This window comes from Prevotella sp. P4-51 (assembly GCF_002251455.1).
Lineage (GTDB): Bacteria > Bacteroidota > Bacteroidia > Bacteroidales > Bacteroidaceae > Prevotella.
This window is the reverse complement of the sequence record NZ_NPJM01000049.1, coordinates 150,031-175,411: the sequence shown is the minus strand read 5'-3', so window position 1 is coordinate 175,411 and position 25,381 is coordinate 150,031. Positions and strand designations below refer to the sequence as shown.

Here is a 25,381-nt window from a genome sequence, read left to right as displayed (position 1 = left end):
TACGCAGAGTAGTATTTTAACTTAACTTTTATAATATGTTGAGACGTTTAACCATTATTGCTTTAATGATGTTGGCCTTTACAACATCGATTATGGCACAAATTACGACTTCAGGTATTAATGGTAAGGTTACCTCTCAGGGTGATGAGGTTATCGGTGCTTCAGTTACCGCAACCCACCAGCCATCTGGTACCGTGTATCGTGCCGTTACTAATGTTCACGGAAGATTTAACATTCCGGGTATGCGTCCTGGCGGACCTTATAAGGTAGAGATATCTTATATTGGCCATCAGACCAAGACTTTCAACAAGGTTAGCTTGTTGTTGGGTGAATCACAGAACCTTTCTTGTTCGTTGGAAGAAGATGCCAAGATGCTTGACGAGGTTGTCGTTGCTGGCAAGGCAGGTCTTAATGCCACCAAGACAGGTGCGGCACAGAGCATCAATGCTACACAGATAGCCAATATGCCTACTATTACCCACAGCATCGCCGACATTGCGCGCCTTAATCCCCAAATCAATTCAAATGAGCAGGTGGGTTCTATGTCTTTTGCCGGTACAAATACCCGTTACAATGCTTTCCAGATTGACGGTGTAATGAACAACGACGCTTTCGGTCTTACCTACAATGGTAGTAACGGCGGCCAGGCCAACACTCAGCCTGTTTCGATGGAAAGCATTGAGCAGATTCAGATCAACATCGCTCCCTTTGACGTTCGTCAGAGCGGTTTCACCGGTGGCGCTATCAATGCCATTACTAAGAGTGGTACCAACACCTTCCATGGTAGTGCCTACATCTACGGCAACAACGAAAAGCTCGTAGGTCGTCACTTTCTGAACCATGATGGAACTTACGCTGCACCTTATTCTAAAGAGAGCGAGTCATTGTTCGGTTTCACTTTGGGCGGTCCCATTATCAAGGACAAGCTGTTCTTCTTCGCTAACTTCGAGAGCTCAGACAAGTCATATCCTAATGACTATGGACTGGGTACCGGTGGCTCTAAGGTAGATGCCGACCTGGCTGTGAAGATTCTTGACGCTGTCAAGGATATGGCACAACGACAGGGTTATGACTACAATGGTATTTATGCCAACCCCGATATGCGCACTTGGAGCAACAAGGCAAGTGTCAAGTTGGACTGGAACATCAACGACTTCAATAAGTTGTCTGTTCGCTGGAGCTATGTCAACGCCCGTTCTATGAAGGGTGGTGGCGGTATCGCTACTCTGAACACTGGCGACCACATCTATGAGTACAAGTCCAATACCAATACCATCATGGCCGAGCTCCAGTCTCGTCTCAGCCCTGTGTTGAGCAATGAGCTTCGTGCTTCTTATGTAATGGTTCGTGATGCCCGTACTTCTGGTACTCCATTCCCAGCCATCCAGATTTCAAAGGTAGGTAATAACAATGGTTCTGTAAACATCGGTAATGAGTACAACTCAATGGCCAATGGTCTTGACCAGGACGTATTTACCTTCGAGGACAACCTGACATGGTATAAGGGCAACCATACCATCACTATGGGTACACACAATGAGGTGTATAGCTTCTCAAACCTCTTTATCCCAAATCTCTTTGGCTCATATTATTTCCAGAATCCCGATGATTTCTTCAGCTATTATGAAGGTTTCAAGGCTGGCACTCCCGGTATCGGTAAATATATCAACCAGTATTACTTCCAGCAGGCCAATGTAGACGTTACAGGCAATGCCCGTTGGAGAGCCAAGTTCGGTTCTGCCCAGTTAGGTTTCTACATCCAGGACAAGTGGGATATTTCTAACTCTCTGCAGCTTACCTATGGTCTGCGTATGGACCTCCCCTTGTTCTTCGATACTCCTTCTGAGAATGCTCCATTCAACGCGTGGGCTGCCCAGAACGGCTATGGATACAGAACCAATAACAAGCTCAACTCTACACCTATGTGGAGCCCCCGCGTAGGCTTCCGTTGGGATAAGGACAACAAGCACAAGCTCATCGTACGTGGTGGTGTGGGTATCTTCACCGGTCGTGTACCTTTCGTATGGCTGAGCAACAGCTTCTCCAATACCGGTATCCAGATGTCTTCTTACAATGTAAAGCGCAACGATAAGATTACGTTGATTCTGGACCCCAACAAGCAGGCAGAGAACGGTCACCTGCTCAACGCCAGCAGCGGTAACCAGACCATCAACGTCTTTGATAAGGACTTCAAGTTTGCCCAGAACCTTCGTGCCAACCTCGGTGTAGATTTCAAGGCTCTTGGCATCGACTGGACTGCGGAGGCAATCTACAGCAAGACACTGAACGATGTATATTATCAGAACATTGCTTATGCTGAGACCGGCAAGACATTCGGCGACGTGACAGGTATGTATTGGGACAATCGTCCTATGTACGAGCGCGTGACCAAGGGTCTGCCTTTCTCTAATATCTATGCTCTTAAGAACAGCAACAAGGGTTATTCTTACAGCCTCTCACTGAAGGCAGAAAAGAGCTTCGACTTCGGTCTTGACCTTGCTGCTTCTTACACCTTCACACAGTCTAAGAGCCTTTGTCCTGCCACTTCTTCTCAGGCTGCCAGCAACTGGAACAACACCTCTACATATCGTTTCTCCAATGCTCCTGAGTTGGGTTACAGTGCCTACAATCTGCCCCACATGATCAAGGCATCTGCTTTCTATCGTTTCCACATTGCCAACAATAAGAACTTCACCACTACTATCGGTGTTATCTACCAGGGCAGAAGCGGTTCACCTTATTCTATGCTGTATAGTGGTGACCTCAATGGCGACAACGGTCGTGGCAATGACCTGATGTTCATTCCTACTGACGAGCAGATCGACCTGATGCCCTTCAAGGCTCAGGGCAACTATACCGAGGAACTGCAGCGTCAGAATCTGAAGGCATGGTTGGCCAAGACTCCTTATCTCAAGGATCATCGTGGCGAATACTTCAAGCGCAACGCAGACAACCTGCCTTTCGAGAACCACTTCGACTTCCACGTAGCTGAGAAGATGAGCGTGAAGGTGGGCAAGCAGGTACACTCTCTCGAGTTGTCTCTTGACATCCTCAATGTGGGCAACCTCCTCAACAAGGATTGGGGCCGTACCTACGGAACAACTTATTCTAACGAGTTGATTTCTCCTCTGACCTACGATGGTGGCAAGTTCCAGTTCCTCAGCACTCCAGACTATGTCATCAAGTATCCTCAGTCTTACTACAGCCGTTGGCGTGGTCAGCTTGGTCTGAAGTACACATTCTAACGCATAAGACTAACATCATTATAAATAAGCCTTTCGGGAGCCAATTCCTGAAAGGTTTTTTTTTATTCTTCTATTGTCGAATAAGCGTCGCGCTTTGCCCCTATCTTCTTCGCTTCTCGTGACAATAATGCCTCGATGGCAATAATCTTGTTTTCAGGGTTTGAAATTGTTGTTGCCAATCGCGCAACCTGTGATGCTAACCTTGATTTCCTGATTTCATGCTTTGCATTTACTTTATAACTGCCCACGGCATACTTTGATGTCTTTACGGTCATTGGCTTGCAGGCTTGCATGGTGTCGGCTATAGCCATATCCAGTCCAGTGGCAGGGGAAAAGCAAGCGAAGTCGGTCTTGCGCCGTCCACTATTTAGCATTTTAGTTGATACGTTTGAATATTAATTAGTTTTTTGTTTTGTTGTTATCTTCAAATATAGTAATTTTGCATGAAGAATTAATATATATCTTTATGTATAGAACAAAAACATGTGGCGAACTTCGTCTTGCCGATAATGGAGTCGAAGTTACCTTGGCTGGTTGGGTGCAGAAAGTACGCAAGATGGGTGGTATGACCTTTGTCGATTTGCGTGACCGTTATGGTATAACCCAGCTTGTTTTCAACGAATCTGTTAATGCTGCTTTGTGTGAGCAGGCCAATCGCTTGGGTCGTGAATACTGCATCCAGGCTAAGGGTGTTGTCGGTGAACGACAGAGCAAAAATGATAAGATTGCTACGGGTGATATCGAAATCCTCGTGTCTGAGCTTACTGTGCTTAGCCCCAGTGCTGTGCCTCCCTTCACCATCGAGGACAATACCGACGGTGGCGACGACCTGCGTATGAAGTACCGCTATCTCGACCTTCGACGCAATGTGGTGCGTAGCAATCTGGAGCTGCGTCACCGTATGACGATACTTATCCGCAACTTCCTCGATGCACAGCAGTTCATAGAGGTTGAAACTCCAATACTTATCGGTTCTACTCCTGAAGGCGCCCGCGACTTCGTGGTTCCCTCTCGTATGAATCCCGGTCAGTTCTATGCTCTCCCTCAGAGCCCTCAGACCCTGAAGCAGCTCCTTATGGTTGCAGGCTTCGACCGCTATTTCCAGATAGCCAAGTGCTTCCGCGACGAGGACCTGCGTGCCGACCGTCAGCCCGAGTTTACTCAGGTCGATTGTGAGATGAGTTTCGTAGACCAGGAAGATGTTATCTCTCTGTTCGAGGATATGTGCCGCATGCTGTTCAAGGAGGTTAGAGGTGTAGACCTTCCCGCCAAGTTGCAGCAGATGACATGGCATGAGGCCATGCGCCGCTTCGGTTCCGACAAGCCCGACCTGCGTTTCGGCATGGAATTTGTCGAGCTCAAGGATGTATTTGATGGCAAGGCAGACTTTGCCGTGTTCAACGAGGCTGCCTATATCGGTGCGATTTGTGTGCCCGGTTGTGCCAACTACACCCGCAAGCAGCTTGACGAACTCACCAACTTCGTAAAGCGTCCTCAGGTGGGTGCAAAGGGTCTTGTGTACATCAAGTACAACGAAGATGGCTCGGTAAAGAGCTCTGTAGACAAGTTCTATGGCGCAGAAGTGTTGGCAGAAGTCAAGGAAAAGACCGGTGCCAAGGATGGCGATTTGGTTCTGATACTGAGCGGCAGTCCTGCCAACAAGGTGCGCACACAGCTCTGCGCACTCCGTCTTGAGATGGGTGAGCGTCTTGGCTTGCGCGACAAGAATAAGTTTGAGTGTCTGTGGATAGTAGACTTCCCACTCTTTGAGTGGTCAGAAGAGGAGCAGCGTCTCATGGCAACCCACCATCCCTTCACGATGCCCAACCCTGATGATATTCCTCTCTTGGATGAACATCCCGAGCGCGTGCGTGCCAAGGCTTATGACTTCATCTGCAATGGTATCGAAGTCGGTGGCGGTTCGCTCCGTATCCATGACTCCAACCTTCAGGAGAAGATGTTCAAGATATTGGGCTTTACCAAGGAGAGTGCAGAGGCTCAGTTCGGCTTCCTGATGAACGCCTTCAAGTATGGTGCACCTCCCCACGCTGGTCTCGCTTTCGGTCTCGACCGCTTCGTCTCTATCATGGCTGGTCTCGATTCTATCCGCGATTGTATCGCCTTCCCCAAGAACAATTCTGGACGTGACGTGATGCTCGATGCGCCTTCCCAGCTGGCTTCCAAACAGTTGGAAGAACTTAAAATCTCCGTTGATTTGAGTCAAGATTGATAAAATAAAATTACAAAAGTTCTCGATTTTGTCATATTTTCGTACATATATTTGCTGGCAAGTCGATAAATTGTTATCTTTGCATTACAAAAAGTTACAAGATAGAAAGATTGAATGACGTAAGGTTAAATATTTACTAAATTATGACAGAAAAGAAAACAACAAAAGCTGTTGCAACCAAGAAGACTGCAACGACAAAAAAATCAACAGTTAAGAAGGTTGCTTCGAAGAGTGTAGTTGTACTGACAGCAGAGAACGTAGGTTTCAAGGCTGGTGATGTATATCAGGCTCTTGCAACAGCAGAGAAGGCGCTGACAATAGCAGAGATTGCCAAGTTGGCCAACATTACAGAGGATGAAGTCCTCGTAGGAATGGGATGGCTTTTCAAGGAAGGCAAAATCAAAGACGAGGACAACAAGGTTGCTCTTGCATAAATTTAAGTATATGAAGAAAGGGTCACACTTACTTTCAGTTAAGTGTGACCTTTTTTAATGATTTCACATGAATTACGAGAAAGTAATCATAGACCTTTTGTTTGCAGCCGGAGAGGATGGGCTTGCTGTCAAGGACATCTCACGCTATGTCTTCAATGCAAACAATTCCTTTTTTCAGCCTCTCGATTATAATCTCGTCCACAAACAGGTTTCCTCTTATCTCATACGCAACTCCAAAAAGACCGATTCTGTCATCAGAAAAGGTACGCAAAGAGGAACGTATTGTCTGAATCTCAATTCTGAAGTGTTCCGACAGTTGCAATTGCAGTTTGACGAACTCCAGCAAGAAGAAACCTCACCTGCCTCCGAAGAAGACACGTCGCTGTCTCTATTTTAGAAAATATTCACCCTTTTCTTTTTCCATTTGAAATTATTTTCATACATTTGTAAAGTTATACTAAATATGAAAATAATGAGTAAGAGTAGCAATCACCTTGTGATTATGGCTGGTGGCGTGGGTAGCAGATTCTGGCCAATGAGTACATCCGAGAGACCTAAACAGTTTATCGACGTGTTAGGTGTTGGCAAATCATTGCTTCAACTCACTTACGAACGTTTCAGTGGTTTCTCCCCAGAGAACATTTGGGTGGTTACCAATCAGAAATATGTAGAGCTGGTGCATCAGCAGCTTCCTGAAATCCCCTATGGGAATATCCTGCAAGAGCCATGTAGGCGAAATACAGCTCCGTGTATAGCCTATGTGAGCTGGCGCATCAAGTCAAAGGACCCCAAGGCCAATGTGGTGGTTACTCCCAGTGACCATATCGTGACCGATGTCGAAGAGTTCCGCCGCATCATCAAGCTCTGCATGGACTTCACCCAGGATTCTGATGCCATCGTAACCTTGGGCATGAAGCCCAATCGTCCGGAGACGGGTTATGGCTATATCAAGGCCGACCTGAGTGTCAGTTCTTTGCGTCAGAAGAAAATTTTCCGTGTTGACAAGTTCAAGGAGAAACCCAATCTTGAAACCGCTCAGGAATATATCAAAGAGAGCGACTACTTCTGGAATGCCGGTATCTTTATCTGGAGTGTCAGCACTATCGTCAACGCATTCAGAGTGTATCAGCCCGCAATAGCCAAGATATTTGAGAACCTGATGCCAGTCTACGGAACCGTAGATGAGCAGCAGATGATTAATGCAGTCTATCCAGAGTGCGAGAACATCTCTGTAGACTACGCCATCATGGAGCGTGTGGAGGAAATCTTCGTCTGCCCGGCCGACTTCGGTTGGAGTGACTTGGGCACGTGGGGAAGTCTGCAGATGCAGACCAAGCACGACCTCTATGGAAATACGCTCATTGGCGAGAAGATTGAGATGTATGAAAGTCACAACTGTGTGGTGCATACCTTGCAGCAGAAGCAAGTGGTTATCCAGGGGTTGGACAACTATATCGTAGCAGAGAAAGATGGTGTGCTGTTGATTTGTAAATTGTCAGAAGAACAGCGCATCCGCCAGTTTAGCGGCGAAGGATAATCAGGGCAGATACAGAGGCTTGATAAAATAGAAAAAGCATCAATCCAAGCGGGATTGATGCTTTTTCTATAGTTGATAGTGCTTATTTTCTTTTCTTAAGAAGCCATTTGGCGACGAAGTATACGATGGCAATGCCCACAAGGGCGATGATGCCCAACTTAATATACTCTCCATATTCCATAATCTTGTCGTTGAGTTCCTGCTCGGGAACCACAGAGTGCAGATACCATCCCAGCAGTGCCAGGATGCAGTTCCACAGACCGGCGCCGATGGTGGTGTAAAGGATGAACTTCCAGAATTTCATCTTGGAAAGACCGGCGGGGATAGAGATAAGGTGTCGTATGCCAGGGAGCAGTCTGCCGGTAAGTGTGGCGATGACTCCGTGGTCGTAGAAAAACTTCTCGCTCTTCTCTACCTTTTGCTGATTGAGCAGGCACATGCGTCCCCACTTGCTGTTGGCAAAGCGATAGATGATTGGACGCCCCAAGTAATAACCTGCAAAGTAATTGATAGTAGCACCGCAGTCGGCACCTATCGTTGCAAACAGTATGACAAGAAATACATTGAGGTTTCCTCCGGCTGCATGATAAGCTGCGGGCGATACAACCAGCTCTGACGGTACGGGGATAACGGTGCTCTCCAGCAACATCAGGAAGAATATCGTTCCGTAATTCAGGTTGCCTAATAGTGATGATAACCAGTTCATTTTATAAATTTGTTTTTGATGAATTCGTATAAATCAGTAAATGGTATATTGGGGTGCAGTATGTTGGAAAATACGATAGAGACTTCAGCAGGATTGACCTCGCATCCCTTGCGGAGGGCGTAGAGGAATTCATCCGCGCGTCCCATCTTGGCACAGCAGGCTGCGTAGTAAGCCCAGCCGTCGATGGGGTTGTCATCCTGGTTTTCTATCGTGATGCGCCTGAGGGCGTCGTAGGTCAGATCATACTCCCCATTGTCATAGCAGGCTGTGCCTATCTGATAGATGATGAAGGGGTCATTGTCGGACAGGGTAATGGCCGTCTCAAATTGCCGTAATCCTTCATCGGTTTCTCCAGCGTCCATATAGATATACCCCTTGATGACATGGAGGTCGGCGATATTGTTTTTGGCAGTGTTGATGCAGTCCTCAATGACCAAGAGAGCTTTGTCTCTTAGCCCCATAGAAGACAGGAGCAGTGCTTTCTGCTTGGAAATATCTATAAACAGCGAACGGTCACTATTTGCGAGAAGGATAGCCTTGTTGTAATGAATCAAAGCCTCTTCGAGATTGTTCATCTTGACGTAAGTTGAACCGATAAGTGACTCTACATATCCGTCATTGGGACGCAAAGCGCTGTAGCGATGATAGAAATCAAGCGCATCAGCAAGTTGGCCTAACGTGAATTGGCAGTTGGCCTTTGCCAACAAGGCATCTTCGCACTGGGAGTCAATCGCAAGGGCGAATTCGCTGCTTTGCAGGGCTTCAGAGATTTTTCCATTAAGATACTGGGAAGCCGTAAGCTGCGTCCAGTAATAAGCGGAGTAGGGGTCTTGGTCCACCAGCTGCATGTATAGCTCCTCTGCTTGGCTATACTCTTGGTTGAGTAGGTAGCAACGCGCCGATGTCTCGCGGTAGTCTTTACCTGATTTGTCGTCGATAAGCTCTATCCATTTCCGGGCACAGTCAAGAGCGTCGTAGTCCAAGAACAAATTGACTACGTCATAAACATAATCGGCTCTTTCGCGAGGAGATAAGTCGTCAACGCCCATGCGGAGATACTCGTCAGCCTCTTCGGGTTTGCCTTCATGGATAAGGATTTCGGCATGTAGATATTTGTAATCATAGTCAGACGTGTCTATGATTTGTTGGGCGTAATACTTAGCCTTTTCTACGTCGTTTTCTCTCAGAAGAGCGTATCGGGAACGGAAAAGGAGCGGCTCTACAGCACTGGGGAAAGTGTAGATCGCCCTGTCAATGGTGCTGAGCGCCTTCTCGTCACATTCGTGGTACTGGTAGTACTCGGCAATGTCCGTCAGGTCTTCTGGGTCAAGATAGAAAGGTTCTCCCTGACTCGTAGATTTCTCATAACGGTCAAGGAGAACCTTGAATTTGTCGGTTTTAAAATAAAGCTCTTTATTAAAATCGATCATTTACTTCTTGTTCTGTTTTGCCCAAGCATCCTTCAAGCCCACGGTCTTGTTGAATACAGGATGCTCTGCTGTCGTGTCGGCATCGGCCATGAAATAACCTATGCGCTGGAATTGCAGAAACTCTCCCGGCTGTTTGTTGGCTGCATATTCCTCTACGTAGCAATTGGTGCGTACGCGCAGAGAGTCTGGGTTGAGCAGCTCGTGGAAGTCGCGCTCGTCGGCAGAGGGGTTCTCTACAAAGAAGAGGCGGTCGTACTCTCTTACCTCTGCCTGGATGCAGTGATCGGCGCTAACCCAGTGGAGTGTACCCTTAACCTTGCGGTTGGCACCTTCCAATCCGCTCTTGCTAAGTGGGTCGTACTCTGCAAAGATTTCAGTGATATTGCCCTCTGCGTCCTTCTCACAGCCGGTGCATTTTACGATATATGCGTTCTTGAGACGTACCTCCTTGCCAGGAGTCATTCTGAAGAACTTCTTGGGAGCATCCTCCATGAAGTCTTCACGCTCAATCCACAGGTGCTTGGAGAAAGTGATGTTGTGTGTACCTTCCTCGATGTTCTCGGGATTGTTGACTGCTTCCATCTCTTCCTGCATGTCGTCAGGATAGTTGGTAATGGTCAGCTTGACGGGATCCAATACGGCAGAGACACGAGTGGACTTCTTGTTGAGGTCATCGCGAACAGCTGCCTCAAGCAAAGCGACGTCATTAAGGGCATCAAACTTGGTGTAACCGATTGAGTCTATGAAGTTGCGTATACTCTCAGGAGAGTAACCGCGACGGCGCATACCACAGACAGTAGGCATACGAGGGTCATCCCAACCATTTACGAGATGCTCGTCAACCAGGGTGTGCAGCTTGCGCTTGCTCATTACGGTATAGGTAAGGTTGAGACGGTTGAACTCAATCTGGCGTGGACGGTTGTCCTGCAGGTTGTCGTCGCTGCCGTCTTTCTCTTTGAGGAAGTCGATGAACTTGTCGTACAGAGGGCGATGGGGAACAAACTCAAGTGTACAGATGGAGTGGGTAACGCCCTCAAAGTAGTCGCTCTGACCATGAGCAAAGTCATACATGGGGTAGCAATACCACTTGGTGCCAGTGCGGTGGTGGGGAGTATGGATGATGCGATACATAATGGGGTCGCGGAAGTGCATATTGGGATTGGCCATGTCTAGTTTGGCACGCAATACCATGCTGCCTTCAGTGGCTTCTGGCGTATTCATGAACTCGAACAGACGGAGGTTTTCCTCTACGGGACGGTCGCGATATGGGCTGGCGATACCTGGGGTTGTAGGAGTGCCTTTCTGCTGGGCAATCTGCTCAGAGGACTGCTCGTCAACGTATGCCAAGCCTTTCTTTATCATCCAAACAGCAAATTCCCACAGCTTCTCAAAATAGTCGGAAGCGTAATAGATGTTGCCCCAATGGAAACCTAACCATTCAATGTCGTGGAGGATATTCTCAACGTATTCATTGTTCTCTTTGCTGGGGTTGGTGTCATCAAAACGGAGGTTGCAGACACCATTGTACTTCTCGGCGACACCAAAGTCCATGCAGATGGCTTTGGCGTGACCTATATGCAGATATCCGTTAGGCTCAGGGGGGAAACGAGTCTGGATACGGCCTCCGTTCTTACCTTCGGCCAAGTCCTGCTCGACGAGTTGTTCAACGAAACTTAAGCTCTTCTTCTCTTCAACTATATTTTCTTCTTTAGTTGTCATAGTGATAATTGTTTAATTTAATGCAAAGATACTGCAATTCAAGCATAATACAAAGGGTTCGACTTATTTTTTCATCCCTGCGGCTATACATATTTATATATAAGTGGCTGCGATGCTTTCTTTCTGGCGTCTGATGCATCTATGGCTTGTTAGCGCAGCCTGGGCGCGTCCCTTTATGCTCATTCATGTAATATATATCCCTGTCTGAAAGGTATTTCTTATTCAGACAGGGATATGAGAGGAAACTTCTGACATGATAATGTCTGCGTTTCGATTGGATTTAGTCTGTTTTTAATAGCTTCTGGCAATCAGCACACGGCACTTGCTGGGTTTGCCGGTAACCATATCCACGCCCGGAGTCTGCTCGTAATCGAAGGGCACGCAGCGTATGGTTGCCTGGGTGTCTTCCTTGATTTTGGCCTCGGTCTCGGCAGTGCCGTCCCAGTGGCTGAGGAAGAAGCCGCCATCTTTCACGCGGGTCTTGAACTCCTCATAGTCGTCACATACATATACGTGGGCGTCGCGGAATGTCTTGGCCTTGAGGAAGATGTGCTCCTGAATGTCCTCGAGCAACTGCATCACGTGTTCTACAATGCCGTCAAAGCTGACGGTCGCCTTTTCAAGTGTGTCGCGACGCATAACCTCGATAGTATTTTCTTCGTAGTCGCGTCCACCCATAACCAGACGCACGGGCACACCCTTCAATTCGTAGTCGGCAAACTTGAAGCCAGGGCGCTTGTTGTCGGAGTCATCATACTTGACGCTGACACCGAGTTCTCTCAACTTATTGATAACGGGGCTCAGCTTATCACTGATGGCCTGCAGCTGTTCGCCGCCTTTGCTGATAGGTATGATAACCACCTGGATAGGAGCGAGCTTCGGAGGAAGTACCAATCCGTTGTCGTCGCTGTGGGTCATGATGAGCGCACCGATAAGGCGGGTAGACACACCCCAGGAGGTAGCCCATACATACTCAGGCTTGTTATCCTTGTTCAGGAAGGTAACGTCAAACGACTTGGCGAAGTTCTGACCAAGGAAGTGGCTGGTTCCGCTCTGCAAAGCCTTGCCGTCCTGCATCATTGCTTCGATGGTATAGGTGTCCAATGCGCCTGCAAAGCGCTCGGTTTCGCTCTTTACGCCCTGGAATACAGGTACGCCCATCCACTTTTCTGCGAACTCGGCATATACATGCAGCATCTTCTGAGCCTCTTCTTCGGCCTCTTGGCGAGTGGCGTGGGCTGTATGTCCTTCTTGCCACAAGAATTCCGATGTGCGCAGGAATGGACGCGTGCGCATCTCCCATCTCATCACGTTACACCATTGGTTGCACATCAATGGTAAGTCACGGTAAGAGTGAATCCAGTTCTTGTAAGTATTCCAGATGATGGTCTCAGAGGTAGGACGGATGATGAGTTCTTCCTCCAGCTTGGCGTTGGGGTCCAATACTACGCTGTTTCCGTCGTCGCTTGACTTGAGTCGATAGTGGGTAACAACCGCACACTCTTTGGCGAATCCCTTTACGTGTTCAGCCTCACGAGAGAGGAATGATTTGGGGATAAGCAGAGGGAAGTAGGCATTCTGGGCACCAGTCTCTTTGAACATCTTGTCGAGCTGGGCCTGCATCTTCTCCCATATAGCATAGCCATATGGCTTGATAACCATACATCCGCGTACCGCTGATTGTTCTGCCAAATCGGCTTTTACCACTAAGTCATTGTACCACTGACTGTAATTGTCTGCTCTCTTGGTGAGCTCCTTCAGTTCTTTAGCCATTTTATATCTTTTGTTTGTTTCTTTGTGCTTGGGGTGCATCAGGTCAGACTTGTGCTGATTACCTTGATGCGCCTGATTATTGCCTCAAATGTATTTATATTCAACAATATTGTGCAAAATTACGAAAAAAACTCCTCAAAACGCATAGAAATTTAGAAAATCATTATATCTTTGCAGTAAATAATATAAGGTGGAAGGTCGCAGTGCGACTTTTTGATACCAGAAGTGATAAACAAATGTGTGGTCCATAAGGACTGATATGCTAAGACAAGGATAATAATTAAAATTGATGACAAGATGAGACTCAAGATTACAGCACTTTTATTGTGTGTACTTACTGTGCTTGGATGTGAGACCAAGCAGGGAACCGGAACTCTCGTTGGAACAGGTGGTGGTGCCGTGTTGGGTGCCATTATCGGTAAGATAGCTGGCAATACTGCCGTTGGTGCTGCCATTGGTGGAGTTGTTGGTGCAGGAGCCGGTGCAATCATTGGCCGACATATGGACAAGGTGGCCGAGCAGGCCAAGGCCCAGGTGGAAAATGCCAAGGTTGAGCAGGTGACCGACAAGAACGGTCTTTCCGCCGTCAAGGTGACTTTTGACAGTGGCATTCTGTTTGCTACCAATAAGTCTGACCTCAACGCCACATCCAAGAACGAGTTGGCAAAGTTCTCTAACGTGCTGAAGCAGAACACCGACTGCTATGTAGATATCTATGGACACACCGACTCTACAGGCAACGATGGTATCAATATCCCTCTTTCCAATTCTCGTGCACAGAGTGTGGCCACTTATCTGAGACAGTGCGGAATCAGCGATGCCCAGATGAAGAAGGTTGAAGGCTACGGCAGTTCTCAGCCCGTTGCCGACAACTCTACAGCCAGCGGACGCCAGCTCAATCGCCGTGTAGAGATTTATCTGTATGCTTCACAGGCAATGGTAGATTCTGCCAACGCCGGTAAACTCAATTAAATCAACATTATTATTAAGATAAGGGCACACCGGTTATGGGTTGTGCCCCTTTTTTTACTCACCAATGAAAATTCTGTTTAAGTACATCCGATGGATTGCCGGTCTGTTCTTCGCCTCCACCATCCTTGCGGTCGTTTTCTACCGTTTCGTTCCCGTCTATCTTACACCTCTAATGATAATAAGGTGCGTTGAAACCGGAACATTGACGATACACCATCACTGGGTGCCGTTGGACGAAATGTCTCCCCATATGCCTGTGGCGGTTATGGCCAGCGAAGACGGCCGTTTTCTGCTGCATCATGGCTTCGATTTCGATGCCATCGAGAAGGCTGCCGTCCATAATATGACCAACAAGCACGGTCGCAAGCACGGAGCAAGCACTATCACTCAGCAGACGGCCAAGAACGTCTTTTTATGGCCGGGAAGAAGCTGGGTGAGAAAAGGTTTCGAGGTCTATTTCACGGCTTTGATAGAATTGCTGTGGAGCAAGCAGCGCATTATGGAGGTCTACCTCAACTCCATAGAGATGGGCAGCTCCATCTATGGTCTGGATGCGTGTGCCGAGTACAACTTTGGCAAGACCGCGAGCGAGTTGACGCGCTCCGAATGTGCCCTCATCGCAGCCACATTGCCCAATCCGCGCAAGTTTAGTTCCAAATATCCGAGTGCATATATGCGTAAACGGCAATCCAGGATTAAGCACGAGATGCGGTATATACCCTCGTTTCCCAAAGAGGGCGAAGACTACAATCCGCAGACAAGTTCGGGTGGAATCTATTCTACCAAATAACTGAATTACATCATACTTATGGATAATCTTCTTGACAGTCTCAATGACAGCCAGCGCGAAGCGGTGGTTTACAGCGATGGTCCCTCATTGGTAATAGCTGGTGCAGGTTCGGGCAAGACACGTGTGCTCACCTACAAGATAGCGTATCTCCTGCAGCAGGGCTACGAGCCGTGGAGCATATTGGCTCTGACTTTTACCAATAAGGCTGCGCGTGAGATGAAAGAACGTATTGGCGCCTTGGTGGGTGCCGATAGGGCCAGGTATCTGAATATGGGAACTTTCCACTCTGTCTTTGCCCATATTCTGCGCCGCGAGGCAGAAGCCATCGGCTTCCAGCCCAACTTTACCATCTATGATACCAAGGACTCGCAGAGCCTGGTGAAAGCCATAGTCAAGGAAATGAAGCTGGATGATAAGCAATATGCCCCCGCGACCATCTTTTCCGCAATTTCAAGGGCCAAGAACCGCTTGATATTGCCCAAGCAATATGCCGACGATACCGAGTTGCGCGACAGGGACAAGTTTGCCAAAGTAGACCAGACTTATCAGATTTACGCTGCATATCAGGACCGTTTGCGCCAGGCCAACGCCATGGATTTCGACGATTTGCTCATCCATACCTACCTCTTGTTCAAAAACAACGAGGATATCTGCCGACGCTACGCCGACAGGTTCAGGTACGTGCTGGTTGACGAGTATCAGGATACCAATTCGGTGCAACAGCAGATAGTGCTGCTGCTCACCAGCGAGAACCAGAAGATATGCGTAGTGGGCGACGACTACCAGAGTATCTATGCCTTCCGAGGTGCACAGATTGACAATATACTTAATTTCCAGCGTATTTACAAAGACGTGCATATCTTCAAGTTGGAGCGCAACTACCGTTCGACGCCCGAGATAGTGAATGCAGCCAACAGTCTGATGAAGCACAATCAGCATCAGATTGACAAGGACGTCTTCAGCAGCAACGACAATGGCGACAAGGTCACTTATCGCCAGCTCTACAGTGATAGGGAAGAGGCTGCCGTGGTGGCCAAGACCATACGCAGCATTATGCGTGACGAGGGGTGTGACTACCGCGATTTTGCCATCCTGTATCGCACCAATTCGCAGAGCCGCATCTTCGAGGAGGAATTCCGTAACCACAATATGCCTTATCGTGTCGTGGGTAGTACCGAGTTTTTCCAACGCAAGGAAATCAAGGACGTCATCGCCTATTACCGTGTGGTAGTCAACCCTGACGATGAAGAAGCTGTCAAGCGTATCATCAATTATCCGACTCGCGGCATAGGCAATACCACGTTGCAGAAAATTATCTCTTGTGCCCAGAGTTATGGTGTGAGTCTTTGGACTGTGCTGGGCAATCCGTTCGCTTATCAACTTGATGTCAACCGGGGCACAATGGCCAAGCTCGGCGCTTTTGTCCAGCTTATCGAGGGCTTTATGGAGCACCTCGCCGATAAGGATGCCTATGAGTTGGGTGATATGATTGTAAGGCAGAGCGGCGTGTTCGATGACCTCTACCGTTCTACCGACATAGAAAGCCGCTCGCGTCAGGAGAATCTTGAAGAGTTGCTTGGCAGCATCAATGAGTTTGTCGCGTCGAGAAAGGAGGAAGGCCTGGACGACCGCGTGTCTTTGGCTGATTTCCTACAGCAGGTGTCGCTACAGACCGATGCCGATACCGACGACAACGATGATGACCGCATCAGTCTGATGACCATCCATGCCGCCAAGGGCTTGGAGTTTGCCACCGTCTTTGTCGTGGGCCTTGAGGAGAAACTGTTTCCCAGTCTGCGCTCGTCCAACTCGTTGAAGGAACTGGAGGAAGAGCGACGGCTGCTCTATGTCGCCATCACCCGTGCGCGGAAGCATTGCTATCTTTCCAGTGCCAAGAACCGCTGGATGTATTCACAGATGGAGATGACAACGCCCAGCCGCTTCATCCGCGACATATCGAGCGAGTTTCTTGATGTGGTCTCGTCGAGCCGAGGTGACTCTGGTGGCGGCGCTGCCTATCAGGGTCATGCCCGTAGTGGTTATGGTCGTAGGGATGATGATTCCTGGCAGAACTCCCGTCCGGTGGGAGGGCAGTTTGTGGCAGATCGGAAACCCAAGATTACCCGTCCGCATCAGCCCGAGACAGCTGTAGACCCCTTCTCCGAGGGCTTCAAGCAGAGGTATGTGGCGCGTGGCGGCAATCTGCGTCGACTCTCGTCGGCTCTGTCCAATGGCGGTCGAACCGTGGCCCCATCGGGTACTCCCCAGTCTGCCCCCGCGGCTCCCGATTGTGCTCTCAGCGTGGGCACAGTCATAGAGCATCAGCGTTTTGGCGTTGGTCGTGTCGTCCAGATTGATGGCACTGGCGAGAATACCAAGGCCACAGTAGATTTTGAGAACACGGGGCGCAAGCAGCTTCTGCTCAAGTTTGCCCGATATACCATCAAGTCATAATATGTATAATAACCAAATAAGCCTAAAGACTTTCGTCTTCAGGCTTATTTGGTTTATTGCTTAGCATGGGCAAGTGCTTCTTCTTGCGAAGCCATGCTTGTTTTCTTTTCTCGTATTCCTCTCGATGACGTTCCAGGAAGTTGTCAGCCATTCTTATTTGAATTTAGAGTAGATGATGCTTATCTTGACTGGCGAGTCTGCACCGTCTGTACCCTTGACCAGTCGTGTGCTGGTCAGCGACATGTCGTGTACCACGCTGGCTATCGTCTGTCCGCCTGTGGTGGCATCTGTTCTGTACGCAATCGACACCGGTATCAGCACCACCTTGTTCCAGTCGGCATTGTTGCGGTTCTGGTTGAGATGATTGATGAGGCCCGAGATGTTGTTGAACGTATAAGAGTTGGTAGACGATGTGTAAGTGGCCAGGAACGTCGACTTGTAGTCCACAATCTTGTTGTTCTCAAAGAAGGAGCGCATCTCCGACTTGGGAATGATGAGCAGTGTGGTCGGAGCACCAAGCGCATACTTGCTGGTAGTGGTGTTGTTGATGCGCTTCAGCGTAATCTTGGCAGAAGAGATATACTCTTTGTCGTGACCGGCGAATATCTGGTCTATGGGCAGGGTCATCTCGGTGAAGATTCCGGCAGGCGACTTCAGATAGGTGCAGCTGTTGTCGTTGGCCAGCTGTGCGATGTTCTGGCTGTTGGTGATGGTCGAAGTCTGCAGCACCTCTTCGGTACCGGCAAACGATACGACGCCTTTCATTACACTGTCGTTGTATACGTATTGGAAATATAGATTGAGCTGGCTGCTGCCGATATAGGCCATCGAGCCGAGACCACCGGTATTCTCAAAGAAGAAGCCGGGCACCACATTGTGGATGAACGTATAGTCGTTCTTGAAGTCGGCGGGATTGGCAAAGTACTTTCTCAGAATGTAGGTACCATAATTCTTGTATTGGTTGCCGTTGCGGTCGGTGTATTTGTCGTTGAGCAATACACGGATGTTGGTCTGGTAGTACTTGTTGTTTCTGATGCTGTCTACCTCACTCTGGTCGTAGATAGTATAGGGTCTGCTTACCGAATAAGCATTGGACGCGATGAGACCTTCGTTGTGGGGATTATAGTCAGAGTAGTAGTTCTTACCCTCGTTCATAGGCTTGTCCATTTCGTAGACACGCATCTTCATCGGTGTGATGGAGTCGCCGTAATAGCCTGAAGGGAACAGTCGGATTTCACAAGAGTCGGCAATGATTTCGCCGTTCTCAAGACTGCGGATGCTGTCTTTCTTGGGGAAGGAGAAACCTTCGAGGCAGTTGAACTGTATCATGCAGTCGCCGGTAACGTAGGAGCCGGTTTCGGGGTCTCTTACTTTTCCCAGGTATGCAGTGATGTTGCGCGAAAGTACCGAGCCGGCAAGTACCGAGCGGGTAGAAACAGAGAAGGTATCGGTCTTGATTGCAATGTCGGCGCCGCCGATGATGGTTTGGCCGATGTCGTCGGTGGTGTTGTCACAAGCGACGAATGTAATCAGCGAAATGAGCAGACCGAGAGTATATCCAATTTTTTTCATTGATTGTTACATGTAATTAGATGAGTGTGTCGAAGAAGTCAGTATATGCCTTGGCATAGTCTTCTCCGGGATAGCGGAGCAGGGGACGCTGCTTGTCCTCTGCATATTTGATGAGCGACTCGGTGATAGGTGTCTGGCCCTCGATTACTCCGTCGGAATAGTCGATGGCGAGTTTGCCTAACTCAATCAGGTCAAAGTGGTCATCGTATGGCTTCAGCAGTTCTTCGTTGGCCTCCTTGAACTCGAGGGTCTTCTTGAAGTGCTCGCCGAGTATGTTTTTGAGATCGTTGGGATACAAAGCCATGGCAACCTTGGTATTGGCGAAGGTGGGCTCGTCGTGGTAGGCGGTCTTCACATAGAAGGGAATGACGGCCGACATCCATCCCTGACAAACGATGAGGTCGGGCGACCAGCGGAGCTTCTTGACAGTCTCCAGCACACCACGGGCAAAGAAGATGGCACGCTGACCATTGTCGGTGTATTCATTGCCGCTTTCGTCCATGGCCATCTGGCGCTTGGCGAAATAGTCTTCGTTGTCAATGAAGTATACCTGTATTCTTGAAGTGGGTATTGACGCAACCTTTATAATCAGTGGATGGTCGGTGTCGTCGATGACCAAATTCATTCCAGACAGTCTGATAACCTCGTGGAGCTGGCCACGGCGCTCATTGATGACGCCCCACTTGGGCATAAATGTGCGTATCTCAAAGCCGGCGTCTTGAGTCATGCGAGGTAAGTCGCGGCCAATGACTGACATTGCGGACTCGGGGAGGTAAGGATTGATTTCCTGGTTGACGAATAGTACTTTCTTTGCCATAATATGTGTATTAATGCATTTTATGTGTTTCCACATTTGGCTGCAAAGGTACGAAAAAAAAACGGGAATAGACCCTTTTTCTTCTAAAATCAAACAAAAGCAACCCTAAAATTGGTTAATTTTCAGTTAATTGCTTGCTTTGGGCCGTTTTTGGTCGTTTCTGGAACATCAATTATAGTCGTGCGCTCCGCCTTTGCTTTCGGCATGGGAATTGTGTCAGTCAGTGCAAGCAGAGGCATCACTTCTGTGCCGGAATCCGGCGATTTTAGCGTCGTGAAGGCAGAGTGCTACTCCGAAGGACATAGCGTAGCGTCGTCAGCGGATGGCAGCTCTGCGAAAGGTCGTACAGGCAACATGCTCCTGATGGCTTTATAGTTTATTTCAAACTGTGATATGGTCATTTCGCGCTTTGCAATCATTGTTTCCAAACACGATTTCTCTATTTCCAACTTCGCTTCTTCTTTATACTTGATCGCTGTCATGATAGACTTTTCCGCCAGGCTTTCATGGTCGTCCTTCTATGCCTCGTCTATTGTGGCGAAATCTGCCGCACGCTTCATTGCGATGCTGTCTTTCTCGCCATAGTCTCTGGTTGTCGTGACGGTTTAGAGAAATGGCTTCAGGCTTCTCATAACCAATGATATTGCTATTGTCAATATAATCACGGAGTTTCTGAAAATAAATGAAAAAAGGCATGGACAGTCTGCTGACTCTCCATGCCTCTTGGCGGTAGTATTGTTGTTCTATTATTCTACGACAACCAGTGCGTCTTCTTCCAGTACGGCCTGTCCGGGCTTCACGCAGATGGCAGTAACCTTACCGTCGGCCTCGGCCTCGATGTTGTTGGCCATCTTCATAGCCTCAAGCACTACCAGTGTGTCACCGGCTTTTACTTCCTGACCCACCTCTACGCAAATCTGAGTGATGGTGCCAGGCAGTGGGGCCTTGATTGCATTGGAAGTGTTCACGTTGGTAGCTGCGGGTGCGTCGTCGGCAGCTGCCTCTACGGGCTGTCCCAGCACTACCTTCTTCTTCTCAGGCTCGGCTTCCTTCTCTATCTGTACCTTATAGCTCTCGCCGTTTACGGTAATGTCAGCCACATTGTTCTCGTCTATAGCGGCAATGGTAACTTCGTACTCTTTGCCTTCTATGGTATATTTGAATTCTTTCATTTTGTCTGTTATGGTTTTGGTGTTACACCTAAGAACTTCGCATTCCACAAAGTGTGACGTGGCTTGATGGTAATGATACCTGGCTCCTTGTCATGCACGTTGTTGCCGCTGTATTCATAGAGTGCCATGGCGATGGCTGCATAAGCATTTTTGTCCATATTCGTTTCTCCTTTGATTACATTGGCATACAGCCATGTTTCTTTGCTGGTAATGACTGCTTCTTGGTAGCCAGCTGAGCCAGACCGCGGCATATACGGAAGCGGGTGTTACGAGGCTCAATCACATCATCAATGTAACCATACTGGGCTGCCTGATACGGATTGGCAAACATCTCTGTGTATTCCTCTTCCTTCTCGGCCAAGAATGCGTTTACATCCTCGCCTGCCTCCTTCTTGGCTTTGGCCTCGCGGGCGCACAATACGGCTACTGCACCGCTGGCACCCATTACGGCTATCTCTGATGAAGGCCATGCGAAATTGAGGTCAGCACGCAGCTGCTTGCAACCCATTACGATGTGCGAACCACCATAGCTCTTGCGCAGTGTGATGGTAATCTTTGGCACTGTAGCTTCGCCGTAAGCGTAGAGCAACTGTGCTCCGTGCAGAATTACTGCATTATACTCCTGTCCTGTACCAGGAAGGAAACCGGGTACGTCTACCAGTGATACGATTGGAATGTTGAATGCGTCGCAGAAACGTACAAAGCGTGCACCCTTACGAGAAGCGTTTACATCGAGCACGCCAGCGTATGCAGAAGGCTGGTTGGCTACGATACCCACGCTCTGGCCGTTGAAGCGAGCAAAGCCGGTGATGATGTTCTTGGCGAACTTGGGCTGAACCTCAAAGAAATCTCCGTTGTCGGTAATGGCTGTGATGACCTTGTACATGTCGTAGGCCTGGTTGGGGTCCTCGGGGATAATCTCGTTGAGCAGGTCGGCCTTGCGGTCAATGGGGTCGTCGCACTCGCATCTAGGTGCTTCTTCCATGTTATTGGAAGGAATGTAAGATAGCAGTGTCTTAATCATATCCATGCACTCCTCCTCGGTCTTTGCGGTAAAGGTGGTCACACCGCTCTTGGTGGCATGTACGCTGGCACCTCCCAGATGCTCGGCGTCAATGTCCTCGCCTGTAACGGTCTTTACTACCTTCGGGCCGGTAAGGAACATATAGCTGGTCTGCTCCTTCATGATGATGAAGTCGGTAAGAGCGGGTGAATATACGGCTCCACCGGCGCAGGGACCAAGGATGGCGCTAATCTGGGGAACTACTCCTGATGCAAGGATGTTGCGCTCGAAAATCTCGCCATATCCGGCAAGCGCGCAGATACCCTCCTGGATGCGGGCGCCACCAGAGTCGTTCATGCAGATAACGGGGGCTCCCATAGTCATAGCCATATCCATCACCTTGCAAATCTTCTGTGCCATGGTCTCAGAGAGAGAACCGCCATTTACAGTGAAGTCCTGTGCATATACATACACCAAGCGACCGTCGATGGTTCCGCTTCCCGCAACCACGCCATCGCCCATATACTGCTTCTTGTCCATGCCGAAGTTGTGGCATCTGTGGAGCTTGAACATATCGTACTCCTCGAAGCTGCCTTCATCCAAGAGCATGTCTATACGCTCACGAGCTGTATATTTGCCACGTGCATGCTGCTTTTCGATTGCCTTTTCGCCACCTCCAAGACGTGCTTGCTCGCGCTTCGCAATCAGCTCTTTGATCTTTTCTACTTGTTTACTCATAATCGAATATCTTATGTTTTCTATTGTCTAAACTCGTGCAAAGTTACTAATAAACATTCAAATCAGAGAAAAAAAACATATTTTAATTCATTCCGTGGTTATTTTCTCTTATGATGAACGAGGTAAGGTTGGAGATAAGTGACGTATTCGCTTTCAAAGTTAGGAGTCAAGATGCCGTTACCGATGGCTTGCTCTATCTCATGGATGCTCCAGTATCTACCTCCGTCGAGCTCGTCGCGGTCAGGGACAATCGTGCCGCGATAATGGCACAAATAGACGTTGACCAACTCGTATTCGGTCGTGCTTTCGTATGCGTAGCGGGTGACGAACTCCGGCACAAAGTCGCTTATACCTATCTCTTCTTTTACCTCTCTGCGTAGGGCGTCTTCGATGTGTTCGCCCAAGTCAACATGACCTCCGCATGCGGTGTCCCATTTTCCAGGCTGGATATCCTTCCATTCGGGACGGCGCTGGAGGTATATGTCCCCGTTGTCATTGATTACGTGCAGATGGACCACTGGGTGGAGTATCTTGCAGCCATCGTGGGCGTGGCCTCTGGATATGGTGCCGAGGAAGTGGCCTTCTTCGTCAACGATGGGGAACAGTTCGTATCGATTGTCTTTCATTGTCGTGTCTCAGAGCTTGTCAAAGAAAGTGAACATGCCATCGAACGCACGACCGATGTCAACCTTGCGGTCGAAGATGCCAAAGAACGCACTGCCGCTGCCACTCATCTGTGCATAGATGGCTCCCTCCTGATACAGGCGTTGCTTGATGTCGGCAAGTTCGGGATGCAGGGCAAACAGCGGTTTCTCAAAATCGTTTGTGAGTTCGTCGCGCCAAGTCTCGATGGGCTGTCTGACAATGTCGCGACAACACTTGGCTGGCATTTGTGGGACAATGTGGGCAAAGGCTTCCTTCGTAGAGATGGCAATGTCTGGTTTGACGATACCTATGTAGTAGGTTTCAAGCGCATCCCATGGCCCGTCGGTCGGTTCGAGTATCTCTCCGATACCCGTGGCATACGACGGCTCGGCTGTGATGAAGAATGCGCAGTCGGCACCCAATCTGGCTGCATAGCGCTCCATCTCTGCGTTGCCCATATTCAACCTGAACCGCTCGTCCAGCAGACGTATCATGTAAGCAGCATCGCTCGAGCCACCTCCAAGTCCTGCCTGAGATGGTATCTGTTTGAAGAGGTGGGCGTGGATGCGTGGAAGGTCGTAGTCCTGGGCAATCAGATTGTATGCCTTGACTACCAGATTGTTTTGCTCGTTACAGGCAACGGGGATACCATAGATTTTGAGGTCGCATGCAGTGTCTATGGGAAATTCGTCATCCATGCGTTTGATTTCCAAGGTATCGGTGAGCTTAGTTGGGTAGAACACCGTCTGGAGCTCATGATACCCGTCGCTCCGCTTGTTTACAATATTGAGACCAAGATTAATCTTGGCGCAGGGGAATGTAATCATATCGCAATCATAATTATTAGCGTTGCAAATTTAGTTAAAAATAATTATTCGTACGCTTGATATGAGGAAAAAAGTGTTGATGGATACCCTAAAAAGTCATTTCTCCACCTCTTGCCCAGCATCCTCTGTGTATGTAATGGCGCTTATGAGGAGAGGGGATGTCAAAGAAAAGCCGCAATGTACGACCAGGGTACATTGCGGACATAATCTTGCGGCAGCCGAGGACTGCCCCCGGACTATAGAGCGGTCAACGCTCGCACTCGGGGCTATAAATCGCTACTTTTATCACGCCCTCTTCCTTGTTTTCGAATATCCGGTACGCCTCTTCTATCTCGCCGAGGGGGAAGCGATGAGTGATAAGCGGCGTGGTATCAATCTTGCCTTGCTCGATGAGACGGAGTATCTCTTCGCAGTCGCATCCGTCTACGCCACCGGTCTTGAAGGTGAGGTTTTTGCCATACATATCAGGTAGGGGCAGGGTCTGAGGTTCGTCGTAGAGTGCCACGACAGTGACAATGGCATTGGGACGAGCGCATTTCCAAGCCAGCGCGAAGGTATTCTTGCCTCCAGCCACTTCCAGCACTCTGTCGGCGCCACCGTTGTCGCTATGGACTCTGACGAAGTCCTCGCAGTCTTCGGGAACGGTAAGCAGCACATCGGGGTAATGCTCCTTAACAAAGGCGAGGCGCTCTTCCGACTTGTCGCACACGATGATGCGCTTGGGGTGCTTGAGCATGACGCAGAGCAGTGTGCAGATACCGGTTGGGCCGGCTCCGATGATGAGCACGGTGTCGTCTTCGGATATTTCGCTGATACGTGCAGCCCAGAAGCCAGTGGCAAGTATGTCGCCAGTGAATAATGCCTGTTCGTCTGATACGCCATCCAGAATACGGTTTAGCCCTTGGTCGGCCAGCGGAACGCGTACATATTCGGTCTGTCCGCCATCTATCCTGCATCCCAAGGCCCAACCGCCATTGGGTGAGGTGCAGTTGTTCACGTAGCCATGCTTGCAGTAGAAACACTCACCGCAGAACGTCTCTACGTTGACCGTGACGCGGTCGCCGACCTTTACTTTGTTCACATCCTTGCCCACATCCTCGACCACTCCCACCATCTCGTGGCCTACGGTGATGCCCGGAACGGCTCTCGGCACGCTACCGTGCTTGATGTGGAGGTCGCTGGTGCAGATGCTGCTCAGCGTTACTCTCACCAGAGCGTCGGTAGACTCCTGTATCGATGGTTTCGGTTTCTCGGTCAGGGCAAATCTGCCTTTTTCGATATATGTATATGCTTTCATTATTTAGTAGATGTTTGAGT

The 25,381-nt window shown here is 49.0% G+C and carries 21 protein-coding genes; 8 read left to right on the top strand and 13 right to left on the bottom strand.

Features of this window, described 5'->3' with window-relative positions:
* Positions 1 to 35 precede the first annotated feature (35 nt).
* Positions 36 to 3,245, top strand: coding sequence for a carboxypeptidase regulatory-like domain-containing protein (locus tag CIK94_RS07035; RefSeq protein ID WP_094422200.1), 3,210 nt, complete (start codon positions 36 to 38; stop codon positions 3,243 to 3,245).
* 62 nt (positions 3,246 to 3,307) lie between these two features.
* Here the strand turns inward: CIK94_RS07035 and CIK94_RS07030 are convergent, their stop codons facing one another.
* A complete protein-coding gene (locus CIK94_RS07030) occupies positions 3,308 to 3,556 on the bottom strand; it encodes a hypothetical protein (RefSeq protein ID WP_144008334.1) in 249 nt (82 codons plus the stop codon).
* A gap of 155 nt (positions 3,557 to 3,711) precedes the next feature.
* Here CIK94_RS07030 and aspS point away from each other — a divergent pair, with 155 nt between their 5' ends.
* The 4 genes from aspS to CIK94_RS07010 all read left to right on the top strand — a co-directional run bounded on the left by aspS (position 3,712) and on the right by CIK94_RS07010 (position 7,446).
* The gene (gene aspS / locus CIK94_RS07025) at positions 3,712 to 5,475 is read left to right on the top strand and encodes an aspartate--tRNA ligase (protein ID WP_022311098.1); all 1,764 of its coding nucleotides are present in this window, start codon (positions 3,712 to 3,714) and stop codon (positions 5,473 to 5,475) included.
* 143 nt (positions 5,476 to 5,618) lie between these two features.
* Positions 5,619 to 5,909 (top strand): winged helix-turn-helix domain-containing protein, encoded by a 291-nt coding sequence (locus tag CIK94_RS07020; RefSeq protein WP_022311097.1) that lies wholly within the window; start codon positions 5,619 to 5,621, stop codon positions 5,907 to 5,909.
* Between the two features lie 67 nt (positions 5,910 to 5,976).
* The gene (locus tag CIK94_RS07015; RefSeq protein WP_022311096.1) at positions 5,977 to 6,306 is read left to right on the top strand and encodes a hypothetical protein; all 330 of its coding nucleotides are present in this window, start codon (positions 5,977 to 5,979) and stop codon (positions 6,304 to 6,306) included.
* Between the two features lie 75 nt (positions 6,307 to 6,381).
* On the top strand, positions 6,382 to 7,446 hold the full coding sequence (locus CIK94_RS07010; protein ID WP_094422195.1) for a mannose-1-phosphate guanylyltransferase: 1,065 nt from the start codon (positions 6,382 to 6,384) through the stop codon (positions 7,444 to 7,446).
* An 82-nt stretch (positions 7,447 to 7,528) separates the two neighbouring features.
* Here CIK94_RS07010 and CIK94_RS07005 read toward each other — a convergent pair whose 3' ends face one another.
* The 4 genes from CIK94_RS07005 to proS all read right to left on the bottom strand — a co-directional run bounded on the left by CIK94_RS07005 (position 7,529) and on the right by proS (position 13,074).
* Positions 7,529 to 8,152 carry a DedA family protein gene (locus CIK94_RS07005; RefSeq protein WP_022311094.1) on the bottom strand — a complete coding sequence of 208 codons (624 nt, stop codon included), beginning with the start codon at positions 8,150 to 8,152 and terminating at the stop codon, positions 7,529 to 7,531.
* The gene (locus CIK94_RS07000; protein WP_094422193.1) at positions 8,149 to 9,582 is read right to left on the bottom strand and encodes a tetratricopeptide repeat protein; all 1,434 of its coding nucleotides are present in this window, start codon (positions 9,580 to 9,582) and stop codon (positions 8,149 to 8,151) included. Before CIK94_RS07000 ends, CIK94_RS07005 begins: the two co-directional genes overlap by 4 nt.
* Positions 9,583 to 11,301 carry a glutamine--tRNA ligase/YqeY domain fusion protein gene (locus CIK94_RS06995; RefSeq protein ID WP_094422191.1) on the bottom strand — a complete coding sequence of 573 codons (1,719 nt, stop codon included), beginning with the start codon at positions 11,299 to 11,301 and terminating at the stop codon, positions 9,583 to 9,585.
* A gap of 291 nt (positions 11,302 to 11,592) precedes the next feature.
* Positions 11,593 to 13,074: a proline--tRNA ligase gene (gene proS, locus CIK94_RS06990; protein WP_094422327.1), complete on the bottom strand. Its 1,482-nt coding sequence runs from the start codon at positions 13,072 to 13,074 to the stop codon at positions 11,593 to 11,595.
* Between the two features lie 297 nt (positions 13,075 to 13,371).
* On the opposite strand from proS, the gene CIK94_RS06985 reads away from it, so the two are divergent.
* The 3 genes from CIK94_RS06985 to CIK94_RS06975 all read left to right on the top strand — a co-directional run bounded on the left by CIK94_RS06985 (position 13,372) and on the right by CIK94_RS06975 (position 17,290).
* Entirely contained in the window at positions 13,372 to 14,046 is a 675-nt protein-coding gene (locus tag CIK94_RS06985; RefSeq protein ID WP_094422188.1) for an OmpA family protein, read from the top strand.
* Between the two features lie 64 nt (positions 14,047 to 14,110).
* On the top strand, positions 14,111 to 14,836 hold the full coding sequence (gene mtgA, locus CIK94_RS06980; protein WP_094388264.1) for a monofunctional biosynthetic peptidoglycan transglycosylase: 726 nt from the start codon (positions 14,111 to 14,113) through the stop codon (positions 14,834 to 14,836).
* Positions 14,837 to 14,854: 18 nt separating this feature from the next.
* Positions 14,855 to 17,290 (top strand): ATP-dependent helicase, encoded by a 2,436-nt coding sequence (locus CIK94_RS06975; RefSeq protein WP_094422186.1) that lies wholly within the window; start codon positions 14,855 to 14,857, stop codon positions 17,288 to 17,290.
* Positions 17,291 to 17,443: 153 nt separating this feature from the next.
* Here CIK94_RS06975 and CIK94_RS06965 read toward each other — a convergent pair whose 3' ends face one another.
* The 8 genes from CIK94_RS06965 to CIK94_RS06930 all read right to left on the bottom strand — a co-directional run bounded on the left by CIK94_RS06965 (position 17,444) and on the right by CIK94_RS06930 (position 25,361).
* Positions 17,444 to 18,862 (bottom strand): DUF4270 domain-containing protein, encoded by a 1,419-nt coding sequence (locus tag CIK94_RS06965; RefSeq protein WP_094386100.1) that lies wholly within the window; start codon positions 18,860 to 18,862, stop codon positions 17,444 to 17,446.
* A 16-nt stretch (positions 18,863 to 18,878) separates the two neighbouring features.
* Positions 18,879 to 19,679, bottom strand: coding sequence for a glycogen/starch synthase (locus CIK94_RS06960; RefSeq protein ID WP_094422325.1), 801 nt, complete (start codon positions 19,677 to 19,679; stop codon positions 18,879 to 18,881).
* Positions 19,680 to 20,425: 746 nt separating this feature from the next.
* A complete protein-coding gene (locus CIK94_RS06950) occupies positions 20,426 to 20,851 on the bottom strand; it encodes a biotin/lipoyl-containing protein (RefSeq protein WP_022311084.1) in 426 nt (141 codons plus the stop codon).
* An 8-nt stretch (positions 20,852 to 20,859) separates the two neighbouring features.
* Positions 20,860 to 21,009, bottom strand: coding sequence for a hypothetical protein (locus tag CIK94_RS14570; RefSeq protein ID WP_022311083.1), 150 nt, complete (start codon positions 21,007 to 21,009; stop codon positions 20,860 to 20,862).
* A 17-nt stretch (positions 21,010 to 21,026) separates the two neighbouring features.
* The gene (locus CIK94_RS06945) at positions 21,027 to 22,592 is read right to left on the bottom strand and encodes an acyl-CoA carboxylase subunit beta (protein WP_094422182.1); all 1,566 of its coding nucleotides are present in this window, start codon (positions 22,590 to 22,592) and stop codon (positions 21,027 to 21,029) included.
* 98 nt (positions 22,593 to 22,690) lie between these two features.
* Complete coding sequence (locus tag CIK94_RS06940) at positions 22,691 to 23,218, bottom strand: NUDIX domain-containing protein (RefSeq protein ID WP_094386098.1); 528 nt, start codon at positions 23,216 to 23,218, stop codon at positions 22,691 to 22,693.
* A gap of 9 nt (positions 23,219 to 23,227) precedes the next feature.
* Positions 23,228 to 24,064: a 4-(cytidine 5'-diphospho)-2-C-methyl-D-erythritol kinase gene (ispE, locus tag CIK94_RS06935; RefSeq protein WP_094386096.1), complete on the bottom strand. Its 837-nt coding sequence runs from the start codon at positions 24,062 to 24,064 to the stop codon at positions 23,228 to 23,230.
* Between the two features lie 247 nt (positions 24,065 to 24,311).
* Positions 24,312 to 25,361: an alcohol dehydrogenase gene (locus tag CIK94_RS06930; RefSeq protein ID WP_094422180.1), complete on the bottom strand. Its 1,050-nt coding sequence runs from the start codon at positions 25,359 to 25,361 to the stop codon at positions 24,312 to 24,314.
* Positions 25,362 to 25,381 lie beyond the last annotated feature (20 nt).

Coding starts and splice junctions, on each gene's coding strand:
- CIK94_RS07010 (WP_094422195.1), top strand. CDS start 6,382: ATGAGTAAGAGTAGCAATCACCTTGTGATTATGGCTGGTGGCGTGGGT.
- CIK94_RS06960 (WP_094422325.1), bottom strand. CDS start 19,679: ATGGCAAAGAAAGTACTATTCGTCAACCAGGAAATCAATCCTTACCTC.
- CIK94_RS07005 (WP_022311094.1), bottom strand. CDS start 8,152: ATGAACTGGTTATCATCACTATTAGGCAACCTGAATTACGGAACGATA.
- CIK94_RS07000 (WP_094422193.1), bottom strand. CDS start 9,582: ATGATCGATTTTAATAAAGAGCTTTATTTTAAAACCGACAAATTCAAG.
- CIK94_RS07015 (WP_022311096.1), top strand. CDS start 5,977: ATGAATTACGAGAAAGTAATCATAGACCTTTTGTTTGCAGCCGGAGAG.
- mtgA (WP_094388264.1), top strand. CDS start 14,111: ATGAAAATTCTGTTTAAGTACATCCGATGGATTGCCGGTCTGTTCTTC.
- CIK94_RS06950 (WP_022311084.1), bottom strand. CDS start 20,851: ATGAAAGAATTCAAATATACCATAGAAGGCAAAGAGTACGAAGTTACC.
- CIK94_RS06940 (WP_094386098.1), bottom strand. CDS start 23,218: ATGAAAGACAATCGATACGAACTGTTCCCCATCGTTGACGAAGAAGGC.
- CIK94_RS07035 (WP_094422200.1), top strand. CDS start 36: ATGTTGAGACGTTTAACCATTATTGCTTTAATGATGTTGGCCTTTACA.
- CIK94_RS06985 (WP_094422188.1), top strand. CDS start 13,372: ATGAGACTCAAGATTACAGCACTTTTATTGTGTGTACTTACTGTGCTT.
- proS (WP_094422327.1), bottom strand. CDS start 13,074: ATGGCTAAAGAACTGAAGGAGCTCACCAAGAGAGCAGACAATTACAGT.
- CIK94_RS06930 (WP_094422180.1), bottom strand. CDS start 25,361: ATGAAAGCATATACATATATCGAAAAAGGCAGATTTGCCCTGACCGAG.
- CIK94_RS06945 (WP_094422182.1), bottom strand. CDS start 22,592: ATGAGTAAACAAGTAGAAAAGATCAAAGAGCTGATTGCGAAGCGCGAG.
- CIK94_RS06975 (WP_094422186.1), top strand. CDS start 14,855: ATGGATAATCTTCTTGACAGTCTCAATGACAGCCAGCGCGAAGCGGTG.
- CIK94_RS07030 (WP_144008334.1), bottom strand. CDS start 3,556: ATGGCTATAGCCGACACCATGCAAGCCTGCAAGCCAATGACCGTAAAG.
- CIK94_RS06965 (WP_094386100.1), bottom strand. CDS start 18,862: ATGAAAAAAATTGGATATACTCTCGGTCTGCTCATTTCGCTGATTACA.
- ispE (WP_094386096.1), bottom strand. CDS start 24,064: ATGATTACATTCCCCTGCGCCAAGATTAATCTTGGTCTCAATATTGTA.
- CIK94_RS06995 (WP_094422191.1), bottom strand. CDS start 11,301: ATGACAACTAAAGAAGAAAATATAGTTGAAGAGAAGAAGAGCTTAAGT.
- CIK94_RS07020 (WP_022311097.1), top strand. CDS start 5,619: ATGACAGAAAAGAAAACAACAAAAGCTGTTGCAACCAAGAAGACTGCA.
- aspS (WP_022311098.1), top strand. CDS start 3,712: ATGTATAGAACAAAAACATGTGGCGAACTTCGTCTTGCCGATAATGGA.
- CIK94_RS14570 (WP_022311083.1), bottom strand. CDS start 21,009: ATGGACAAAAATGCTTATGCAGCCATCGCCATGGCACTCTATGAATAC.